The organism is Streptomyces sp. SA15, from assembly GCF_002291145.1.
GTDB lineage: Bacteria > Actinomycetota > Actinomycetes > Streptomycetales > Streptomycetaceae > Streptomyces.
The window spans coordinates 77,862-87,518 of record NZ_NTGE01000114.1 but is presented as its reverse complement, the minus strand read 5'-3'; the positions used below and the strand labels follow the sequence as shown (position 1 = coordinate 87,518).

General features: G+C 70.3%; 13 protein-coding genes and 1 pseudogene. 2 read left to right on the top strand and 12 right to left on the bottom strand.

The features are described from left to right. Together CLM62_RS27210 and CLM62_RS50245 are read right to left on the bottom strand one after the other, a co-directional pair. Positions 1 to 407 (bottom strand): annotated as a pseudogene (locus CLM62_RS27210) (hypothetical protein); the annotation flags it as partial. Then, positions 404 to 544 (bottom strand): hypothetical protein, encoded by a 141-nt coding sequence (locus CLM62_RS50245; protein ID WP_179382244.1) that lies wholly within the window; start codon positions 542 to 544, stop codon positions 404 to 406. The pseudogene CLM62_RS27210 and the gene CLM62_RS50245, both read right to left, overlap by 4 nt. 186 nt (positions 545 to 730) lie before the next feature. Between CLM62_RS50245 and dapA the strand changes: the two genes are divergently transcribed. Next, positions 731 to 1,645, top strand: coding sequence for a 4-hydroxy-tetrahydrodipicolinate synthase (gene dapA, locus CLM62_RS27205; protein WP_179382243.1), 915 nt, complete (start codon positions 731 to 733; stop codon positions 1,643 to 1,645). Between the two features lie 128 nt (positions 1,646 to 1,773). On the opposite strand, the gene CLM62_RS27200 is transcribed toward dapA, so the two are convergent. From CLM62_RS27200 to CLM62_RS27175, 6 genes are all read right to left on the bottom strand, one after another. Continuing rightward, a complete protein-coding gene (locus CLM62_RS27200) occupies positions 1,774 to 1,998 on the bottom strand; it encodes a hypothetical protein (RefSeq protein WP_095752549.1) in 225 nt (74 codons plus the stop codon). Positions 1,999 to 2,116: 118 nt separating this feature from the next. Then, on the bottom strand, positions 2,117 to 3,118 hold the full coding sequence (gene dapD / locus CLM62_RS27195; RefSeq protein WP_095752548.1) for a 2,3,4,5-tetrahydropyridine-2,6-dicarboxylate N-succinyltransferase: 1,002 nt from the start codon (positions 3,116 to 3,118) through the stop codon (positions 2,117 to 2,119). 126 nt (positions 3,119 to 3,244) lie between these two features. After that, positions 3,245 to 4,156 (bottom strand): CU044_5270 family protein, encoded by a 912-nt coding sequence (locus CLM62_RS27190; protein WP_095752547.1) that lies wholly within the window; start codon positions 4,154 to 4,156, stop codon positions 3,245 to 3,247. 2 nt (positions 4,157 to 4,158) lie between these two features. After that, positions 4,159 to 4,755: an RNA polymerase sigma factor gene (locus CLM62_RS27185; protein WP_095752546.1), complete on the bottom strand. Its 597-nt coding sequence runs from the start codon at positions 4,753 to 4,755 to the stop codon at positions 4,159 to 4,161. 147 nt (positions 4,756 to 4,902) lie between these two features. Beyond that, a complete protein-coding gene (locus CLM62_RS27180; protein WP_095752545.1) occupies positions 4,903 to 5,448 on the bottom strand; it encodes a TetR/AcrR family transcriptional regulator in 546 nt (181 codons plus the stop codon). Then, positions 5,448 to 5,768, bottom strand: coding sequence for a multidrug efflux SMR transporter (locus CLM62_RS27175; protein ID WP_095752544.1), 321 nt, complete (start codon positions 5,766 to 5,768; stop codon positions 5,448 to 5,450). Before CLM62_RS27175 ends, CLM62_RS27180 begins: the two co-directional genes overlap by 1 nt. A gap of 145 nt (positions 5,769 to 5,913) precedes the next feature. On the opposite strand from CLM62_RS27175, the gene CLM62_RS27170 reads away from it, so the two are divergent. Further along, positions 5,914 to 6,747 carry an AbfB domain-containing protein gene (locus CLM62_RS27170; protein WP_095752543.1) on the top strand — a complete coding sequence of 278 codons (834 nt, stop codon included), beginning with the start codon at positions 5,914 to 5,916 and terminating at the stop codon, positions 6,745 to 6,747. A 60-nt stretch (positions 6,748 to 6,807) separates the two neighbouring features. Here the strand turns inward: CLM62_RS27170 and CLM62_RS27165 are convergent, their stop codons facing one another. The 4 genes from CLM62_RS27165 to sufC are packed head-to-tail and all read right to left on the bottom strand — an operon-like array spanning position 6,808 to position 9,652. After that, on the bottom strand, positions 6,808 to 7,140 hold the full coding sequence (locus tag CLM62_RS27165) for a metal-sulfur cluster assembly factor (protein ID WP_037743875.1): 333 nt from the start codon (positions 7,138 to 7,140) through the stop codon (positions 6,808 to 6,810). Further along, complete coding sequence (sufU, locus tag CLM62_RS27160) at positions 7,137 to 7,604, bottom strand: Fe-S cluster assembly sulfur transfer protein SufU (RefSeq protein ID WP_095752542.1); 468 nt, start codon at positions 7,602 to 7,604, stop codon at positions 7,137 to 7,139. Before sufU ends, CLM62_RS27165 begins: the two co-directional genes overlap by 4 nt. 15 nt (positions 7,605 to 7,619) lie before the next feature. After that, on the bottom strand, positions 7,620 to 8,891 hold the full coding sequence (locus CLM62_RS27155) for a cysteine desulfurase (RefSeq protein WP_373559191.1): 1,272 nt from the start codon (positions 8,889 to 8,891) through the stop codon (positions 7,620 to 7,622). Then, positions 8,888 to 9,652: a Fe-S cluster assembly ATPase SufC gene (gene sufC / locus CLM62_RS27150; RefSeq protein WP_095752541.1), complete on the bottom strand. Its 765-nt coding sequence runs from the start codon at positions 9,650 to 9,652 to the stop codon at positions 8,888 to 8,890. The genes CLM62_RS27155 and sufC overlap by 4 nt, the downstream gene beginning before the upstream one ends. Positions 9,653 to 9,657: the final 5 nt, after the last annotated feature.

Sequence of the window (9,657 nt, the reverse complement as noted above, 5' to 3'; positions counted from 1 at the left end):
CCGGCGTCGGCGAGCGCCGCCGCGACCGTGCCGCAGGCGCACGGGCCGACCGTGGCGGTGCGCACCCGCTGGCGGGCGTAGCGGAAGCCGCGTTCGAAGCGGATGTAGCGGCCGAGTACCGATACTTCGAGCAGGACGGCCGTCCGGTGCTCGGCCGTGCACAGCAGTGCCTCGGCCGTCGTACGGTCGTGCACGCAGTGGAATCCGCAGTCGCAGCGGCGGTGCGGTGCCCGGTGCCGCAGGCCGTAGACGCAAGCCGCGTCGGCCAGGACTCCGTACGGCAGCGCGCCGCCCAGCGACACACCGGTGAACCCGGCCCGGGTGCCGTCGTGGGACAGCACCGGGTGGGCGATCTTGTATCCGGTCGGCGGCTCCGTCGGGCGTTCCTCGGGGAGCCGCAGCCTCATCGGGCGGCCGGGGCCTCTTCGGGCACGGACTCTTCGACGTCCCGGATTTCCGCGGGGAGTTCGAATTCGGGTTCTTCCACGGTGGCCTGCGGCCGCTCTTCCGCGACTCCGGTGGCGAGTGCCTTGCCGAGCTTCATGACGCCTCCCATGACCAGGGGTCGATGACCGTCCTGGCCATGGTGACCCATGAAGGGCCGACTTGGACATAGGGCCATCGCGCTTCGGGCGACGCTGCCACGGACGGCGACCTCGCAGCAATCCTTACCGATACCTCGTAGAAAAATTAAGTGGAGCTTCACTATCGCTCTGCCGAGACTACTCGCATGACGACAGCCCGACCCTCCGCCGCTCCCTCCGCCGCCCCCTTCGGCCGCGCGCTCTGTGCCATGATCACGCCCTTCGGCGACGCGGGCGCGCTCGACCTCGACGGCGCGCAGCGGCTCGCCGAACGGCTGGTGACGGACGGCTGCGACGGTCTCGTGCTGTCCGGTACGACGGGCGAGTCGCCGACCACCACGGACGCGGAGAAGGCCGCGCTGATCACCGCGGTCCGGGAGGCGGTGGGCGACCGGGCGTCGATCGTCGCGGGCGTGGGCACCTTCGACACCCGGCACACCGTCGAACTGGCCCTGGCGGCCGAAAAGGCGGGCGCGGACGGCCTGTTGGTGGTCAGCCCGTACTACAGCAAGCCCCCGCAGGACGCCCTGGAGGAACATTTCCGCCAGGTCGCGGACGCGTCCGGGCTGCCGGTGGCGCTGTACGACATCCCGGGCCGCACCGGCACCCGCATCGAGCCCGACACGATGATCCGGCTCGCCGAACATCCCCGGATCGTGGCGGTCAAGGACTGCTCGTACGACTTCCTCGGCGCCCAGAAGGTGCTCTCACGCACGAAGTTGGCGTACTACGCGGGCTGCGACGAGCACAACCTCGCCCTGTACGCGGTGGGCGGCGCGGGATACATCAGCACGGTCGCGAACGCCACCCCGACCCAACTCCGCGCCGTCCTGGCCGCGTTCGACGCGGGAGACACGGCGGAGGCGGCCCGGCTGCAGCAACGTGCCATCCCGCTCATCGAGTTGATGATGTCGGCGGGCCTGCCCGGCACGGTCACCGCCAAGGCCCTCCTCAAAGAACTGGGCCTGCCCGCGGGCCCGGTCCGCGCACCGCTGCGGCCCGCCGACCGTAGGGCGGTCGACGGGCTGCTGGCGGCGTACGAACGGCTGGTGGCCGCCTGAGGGAAACCCCCGGCCAGCGGCGGGCGAAGACCGGCTCCCACTCCGCCCGGTCCAGCGAACGGACAAACGGGCCGGGGTCCCGTACCGCGCGTGTGCGGTGCGGGACCCCGGCCCGTCGAGGCAGCAGGTCAGCCCCAGCGGTAGCCGTCGCCGAACAGCAAGGTGTGCTCCAGCACATCCTCCATCGGGTCGTCGACCTGGCCCACGTTGACCAGCCCGATCCGGGGGCCGTTGTGCGAGGCCGTGTTGGTCTCGTCGGCGTGCGCGACACCGGCCGCCGGCCAGCACGCCACGGCCGCCGTGACCGCCCCGGTCAGGCAGCGCGCCACGATCCTCGCCCGCTCGTTCCTCATACCCAGGTCCCTCGTTTCGTCGGTTCGGCCTCTGATCGGACTGGAGCGTCCACCCGTTCATCTGACTGAACCGCTGCGAGGTCACGCCGGGTAACTCGTTCGTGGCGCTGTGCGTACGTCAGTTGTGGCTGTGCAGGATCTCGTTCAGGCCACCCCAGACCGCGTTGTTCGGCCGGGCCTCGACCGTGCCGGTGACCGAGTTGCGGCGGAAGAGGATGTTGGAGGCGCCGGACAGCTCGCGGGCCTTGACGATCTGGCCGTCGGGCATGGTGACGCGGGTGCCGGCGGTGACGTACAGACCGGCCTCGACCACGCACTCGTCGCCGAGGGCGATGCCGACGCCTGCCTCGGCGCCGATCAGGCAGCGCTCACCGATGGAGATGATCATGTTGCCGCCGCCGGAGAGTGTGCCCATGGTCGAGGCACCGCCGCCGATGTCGGAGCCGTCGCCGATCACGACGCCCGCGGAGATACGGCCCTCGACCATCGACGTGCCGAGCGTGCCCGCGTTGAAGTTGACGAAGCCCTCGTGCATGACGGTGGTGCCCGCGGCGAGGTGCGCGCCGAGACGGACTCGGTCGGCGTCCGCGATGCGGACGCCCTTGGGGGCGACATAGTCCGTCATGCGCGGGAACTTGTCGATCGAGGTCACCTGGAGGTGCAGGCCCTCGGCACGGGCGTTGAGCCGCACCTTCTCGATGTCGTCGACGGCGACCGGGCCGAGCGAGGTCCAGGCGACGTTGGCGAGGAAGCCGAACATGCCGTCCAGGCTCTGGCCGTGCGGCTTGACCAGGCGGTGCGAGAGGAGGTGCAGGCGCAGGTAGACGTCGTGCGCGTCGATCGGCTTGTCGTCGAGGGAGGCGATGACCGTGCGGACCGCGACCACCTCGACGCCCCGGCGGGCGTCCGGGCCGATCGCCGCGGTCGCGCCGCCGCCGAGCAGCTCCGCGGCCTGCTCGGCGGACAGCCGCTCGGTGCCGGACGGGCCAGGGCCCTCGGCACTCGCAGCGGTGAGCTCGGGCGCGGGGAACCAGGTGTCGAGGACGGTGCCGTCGGCGGCGATCGTGGCGAGGCCGGCGGCAACGGCGCCGGTGGTGCGAGGAGCAGTCGTGTCGGTCATACGGGCAACCTAACCGGCCGGGCGGGGTGAGGGCGAACCGGTGTACACGGCGTCTCATGTGCCGGGCACACCGGCCGGGACGGGGCCGTGATCAGGGCGACCTCAGGGCTTCTGATCACGGCGGCCTCAGGGTTTCTCGCCCTTCCTGTCCACCACCGCCACCGCCAGCCGTGCCGTGCTGATCACGACGTCTCCCTTGCCCCACTCCTCGTTTCTGCCGCTCCGCTCCACCGACCGGTACCCCGCGTAGAGCCAGGTGTCCGGGTCGAGGAGCACTTCGTCGCGGGAGGTGTTCGAGACGCTCTTCAGGTACAGCGCGTAGGCGCTGCGTCCCGCGTCGTCCTGGACCTCCGCGACCTGCACGCCGGGGATCGTGGCGAGGGCCCGGTAGACCTTGGCGAGGCCGGCGGGATCGTACGCGTACGCCCGGCTGAGGACGGCCACGAGGGCCCGGTATTCGTGCTGGGTACGGGTCTCGGACGGGTCGGTGGCGTAGAAGAACGCGCGCGCCTTCGCCCGCACCTTCGCCGGGTCGTCCGGGAGGCTCTTGAGGAACGCGTACTCCTCCCTGGGCGAGTGGTCGTCGCCGGCTCGCCTGCCCTCCATCTTCGGATCGGCGTACGCCATCCAGTCCTCGCTGGTCTGCGGGTCGGGCTCGTCGTCCGTCACGTTCGTCTCGACGGACTTCACGTAGATCCACTGGCCGTCGCGCGCGGTGACCGCGGGACCGGCGGCGATGGCGTCGGCGGCGTCGTTCAGGAGGTCCTTGGCACTGCCCAGTTCGAGGTTGTAGCCGGTTCCGGCTCCCGGCTGCGCACCCTCCGGTCCGCGGTCCGCCACCTGTGTCCCGATCACGGCCACGGCGGTGATCACGGCCGCCGTTCCCGCGGCCACGAGCCGCCAGTCGCTCCGCAGCCGGCGGGTGCGGGTGCGGCCCGCCGCCTCCCGCAGCAGCAGCTCGCGCCCGGCGACGAGATCCGCGCGCTCGGCCGCCGGCGCCTCGGCCCGCAGATCGCGGACCGCCGTCATCTCGTCCATGGTCAGACCACCTCCGTGGCGTCGAGCGTGAATGCGGGATCGGCGCCCAGGGCCGAACGGACCTTGCGGCGGGCGCGGTTGAGCCGGGAGCGCACGGTGCCGACGGGGATGCCCAGCGCCTCACCGACCTCGGTGTACGTCAGGTCCGCCCAGGCCACCAGCAGCAGCACGTGCCGGTCGCCCACGGACAGCGCGGCCAGTGCCCCGGCGAGCGGGGCCTGCGCCGCCTGCGCGGTGACGCGTTCGTCGGCGCGCTCGGACCAGGTCTCGGCGACCGGGTCGTGCCCGGTACGGGCCAGCGCCCGCAGGGCCCGTACCTCGGCGCGGCGCTGCTTGCCGATGAGGTTGCCGGCGATGCCGTAGAGCCAGGGGCGGGCGCTGGGGCGGGTGGTGTCGTAGCGGGACCGGATGCGGAAGGCGACCAGGAAGGTCTCCGCGGTGATGTCGTCGGCGGCGCTCACGCCCAGCCGTCGTGCCGCGTAGCGGTGGATGTCGGGGGCGTACCGGTCGTAGAGGCGGGCGAAGAGCTCCGGTTCCTCCAGGGACTGGGCGACGACCTGGGCGTCCTCGGGCGAGGACGGGTCCGGTGGTCCGGTCACGTGGTGGCCTCCGTGGGTGTGGTCGGGGTGAGCGTGTCACCCGCTGTTCCCCGACGGCCGCGGAACGGTTCACGGACGGCCGCGGATCGGTTCACCGACGGCGGCGGAAGGGGACTCACGGGCGACGCCCGGCAGGATCACGGTGGTTCACGCCGAGGCGTCGATGACCCGCGACAACACCTCCCGCGCATACCCCTCGTCGTACGGCGCCCCCGTCAGCAGCACCTGCAGACAGATCCCGTCCAGCAGCGCGACCAGCGCCCGTGCCGTGACCGGGTCCGTGCGATGGGCGAGGCGGGCGGCGAGGTCCTCGGCCCATTCCGCGGCGACCGGGCGCAGAGCGGGGCGGCGCAGGGCGGCGAGGTAGAGCTCGTACTCCAGCTCGACACCGGTGCGTTCGCCCGCGAGCCACTCGCCCAGCAGGCCGGCGAGTTCCGCGGCCAGGTCGGTGCCCGGCTCGGACAGGCCGCCGCGAGCGGCGACCACCTTGGCGAAGCCCTCGTTCGCCTGCCGGAGCGCCGCGACCATCAGGTCGTCGAGGGTCTTGAAGTGGTACGTCGTGGAGCCGAGCGGCACATCGGCCTCGGCGGCGACGGTGCGGTGGCTCAGTCCGGCGAGGCCCTTCTCCCCCACGACCCGGATCGCCGCGTCGATGATCCGCTGCCGTCGCTCGGGGTCGTACCGTCGGGGCATCAGTGCGCACCGCCCAGGTTCAGCACCACCACGCCGACGATGATCAGCGCGATGCCGGCCGCCTTGGTCGCGGTCATGCCCTCCCCCAGGAACGCGATCCCGATGGTGGCGATGGCCGCCGTGCCGACGCCGGACCAGATCGCGTACGCGGTGCCGACCGACACGGTCTTCAGCGTCTGGGCGAGCAGCGCGAAGGAGACGACGTAGCCGAGGGCGGTGAGCAGCGAGGGCAGCAACTTGGTGAAGCCGTCGGTGTACTTCATGGCCGTCGTCGCGGCCACCTCGGCGGCTATGGCGCCGGCGAGCATCAGGTATCCCATGTGTACGAGCGTACATATCCGATGTGGAAGCCGCTCACGCAAACGGCTGCCGGGAACTCACCCGCTCCACTAGTGTTTCACCGTTCATCAACTTACCCATCACCGGCCGCAGCCGTCGCCACGGGCGCCGCTGGAGGAATCGCGCATGCCAGAAAGCAAGTCCCGGCCCCCGCAGAACCAGCCATGGGAGAGCGGCTGGACTCCGGACACCTCCCGGGTACCGGGAACGCGACGTCTGTGGCTGGCCGGCGCGCTGGCGCTGGCCACCGTCGCCGCGTGCTTGACCGCGATAGCCATGACGGACCGGCATTCTGACGGCCGGTCACCGTCGCCCCAGGACCAGGCGGCCGGCACCGACCCGACCGGCCCCGGTCTGATCTCCTTCGCCACGCCGTCCACGAGCGGCGCCACGACACCGGGCAGGAAGAGCGGTTCGCCCCCCGCCCGCACCACCAAGGCCTCCCCCAGCCCGCACGGCTCGGCCTCCGCGACCCCGCCGGCGGACCCGCCGAAGTCCCCCACCCCACGCCCCAGTTCGCCGGACGCGAAGCCACCGGCCGCCACGTGGCGCTCGGTCCGCTCGGTCAACTACCCCGACCGCTACTGGCACGTCAGCGGCGGCCTGGTGAGGCTCGACCCGGTCCGCGGCTCGGAATCCCGCGAGGACTCCACCTTCAAGCAGGTCAAGGGCCTGGCCGACGCCTCCTGTTACTCCTTCGCCACGTCCGACGGCGCATATCTGCGCCACCGCGACTTCGTCCTGCGCGCGGACCGCGACGACGGCTCGTCCCTGTTCGAGCAGGACGCCACGTTCTGCCCCCGGAGCTCGCCCTATTCGGGCGCGGTCATGCTGGAAGCGGTGAACTACCCGGGCCGCTTCCTGCGCCACAGGAACTTCACGGTCCGCCTGGAGTCGTACCAGTACAGCGGTCAGTACCAGGCGGACTCGGCGTTCCGGCTGGTGGACGGGCTGGCCTGAGTCCGGAAGACACGTGTGGCCCCCGGCGCAGAGCCGAGGGCCACACACGTACAGACGGACTCAGACGTTGAACCCGAGCGCCCGAAGCTGCTCCCGCCCATCGTCCGTGATCTTGTCGGGACCCCACGGCGGCATCCAGACCCAGTTGATGCGCAGCTCGTTGACCAGGCCGTCCGTGGCGGACTTGGCCTGGTCCTCGATGACGTCCGTCAGCGGGCAGGCCGCCGAGGTCAGGGTCATGTCGATGGTCGCGATGTTCGCGTCGTCGATGTGGATGCCATAGATCAGGCCGAGGTTGACGACGTCGATGCCCAGTTCGGGGTCGACGACGTCGTACAGGGCCTCGCGGAGTTCTTCCTCCGAGGCCGGCTTCATCTCAACGGTCTCGCTCATGCCGTCTTCCTTTCGGCGTCGGCTCCGCCCAGGGCCTGGGCCGTCGCGTCCTTCCACGCCATCCAGCTCAGGAGGGCGCACTTCACCCGCGCCGGGTACTTGGAGACACCCGCGAACGCGACCGCGTCCTCCAGGATCTCCTCCATCGCGTCATCGGGCTCGAGGCGGCCCTTGGACTGCATCAGCTCCAGGAAGGTCTCCTGGACCTTCCGCGCCTCGGCCAGCTCCTTGCCGACGAGGAGTTCGTTCAGTACGGAGGCGGAGGCCTGGCTGATCGAGCAGCCCTGGCCCTCGTACGAGACGTCGCTGATCGTCGTGCCGTCGTACTTCACGCGCAGCGTGATCTCGTCGCCGCACGTCGGGTTGACGTGGTGCACCTCGGCGTCGCCATCCCGCAGACCACGCCCGTGCGGGTTCTTGTAGTGGTCCAGGATGACTTCCTGGTACATCGAATCAAGCTTCACGACCCAGCCAGCTCCTCAGCCGAAGAAGTTCCGTACGTGCTCCAGGCCGTCGACCAGAGCGTCGATCTCGGCCGGCGTGGAGTACAGATAGAACGACGCTCGCGTGGTCGCAGGAATTCCGTACCGCAGGCAGACCGGCCGTGCGCAGTGGTGGCCGACCCGGACCGCGATGCCCTGCTCGTCGAGGACCTGGCCCACGTCGTGCGGGTGGATGTCACCCAGCGTGAAGGAGATGGCCGCTCCGCGGTCCTCGGCCGTGGTCGGGCCGATGATCCGCAGGTCGGGGACCTCCGCCAGCCGCTTCACCGCGTACTCGGTGAGCGCGTGCTCGTGGGCGAGGATCTTGTCCATGCCGATCGAGGACAGGTAGTCGATGGCCGCGCCGAGACCGACCGCCTGTGCGACCGGCGGCGTGCCCGCCTCGAACTTGTGCGGCGCCGGGGCGTACGTCGACGAGTGCATCGACACGGTCTCGATCATCTCGCCGCCGCCGAGGAACGGAGGCAGGTCCTCCAGGAGTTCCTGGCGGCCCCACAGCACGCCGATGCCCGTCGGGCCGCACATCTTGTGGCCGGTGAAGGCCACGAAGTCGGCCTGGAGGGCCTGCACGTCCAGCGGCATGTGCGGCGCGGCCTGCGAGGCGTCGATGCAGACCAGCGCGCCGACTTCCTGCGCGCGGCGGACTATCGCCTCGACCGGGTTGACCGTGCCCAGGATGTTGGACACCAGCACGAAGGAGACGATCTTCGTCTTCTCCGTGATGATCTCGTCGATGTTCGACAGGTCGAGGCGGCCGTCATCGGTCAGGCCGAACCACTTCAGCTTCGCGCCCGTGCGCTGCGCCAGCAGCTGCCACGGCACGATGTTGGAGTGGTGCTCCATCTCCGTGATGACGATCTCGGTCTCGTGGTCCACCCGGTAGGGCTCGTCGGCCCAGCCCAGCATGTTCGCCACGAGGTTGAGCGACTCGGACGCGTTCTTGGTGAAGATCACCTCGTCGCGGCTCGGCGCGTTGATGAACGCGGCGACCTTGTCGCGCGCACCCTCGTACAGCGCCGTGGCCTCCTCGGCGAGCACATGCACACCGCGATGGACGTTGGCGTTGTAGCGCTCGTAGTACTCGTTCAGGGCGTCCAGCACCTGGCGCGGCTTCTGCGAGGTCGCCGCGTTGTCCAGGTAGACCAGCTTCCGGTCGTCATGGACCAGGCGGTCCAGGATCGGGAAGTCCTTGCGGATCGCCTCGCCCAGCAGAGTGGGCTCAGTGAGGAGGCCCGGCGACTCTGTCACGCTGATACGCCACCCTTCGTGTATGCCTCGTAGCCCTCTTCCTCCAGCTTGTCGGCGAGTTCGGCGCCGCCGGACTCCACGATGCGGCCGGCCGAGAAGACGTGGACGTAGTCGGGCTTGATGTAGCGCAGGATGCGCGTGTAGTGCGTGATCAGCAGCGTGCCGACCTCGCCGGTCTCGCGGACGCGGTTGACGCCCTCGGAGACGACGCGGAGCGCGTCGACGTCCAGACCGGAGTCCGTCTCGTCGAGGATCGCGACCTTCGGCTTGAGCAGCTCCAGCTGGAGGATCTCGTGGCGCTTCTTCTCACCGCCGGAGAAGCCCTCGTTGACATTGCGCTCGGCGAAGGACGGGTCGATGTTGAGGCGCTCCATGGCCTCCTTGACCTCCTTCACCCAGGTACGCAGCTTGGGGGCCTCGCCGCGGATGGCGGTGGCGGAGGTGCGCAGGAAGTTGGAGACCGAGACGCCGGGGACCTCGACCGGGTACTGCATGGCCAGGAACAGGCCGGCACGGGCGCGCTCGTCGACGGACATCTCCAGGACGTCCTCGCCGTCGAGGGTGACGGTGCCGCCGGTGATCGTGTACTTCGGGTGACCCGCGAGCGAGTAGGCGAGGGTCGACTTGCCCGAGCCGTTGGGGCCCATGATGGCGTGCGTCTCGCCCTGCTTCACGGTGAGGTCGACGCCCTTGAGGATCTCCTTCGTGGCGTTGTCGGCCTCGACGGTGACGTGCAGGTCTCGGATTTCAAGCGTTGCCATGGGTG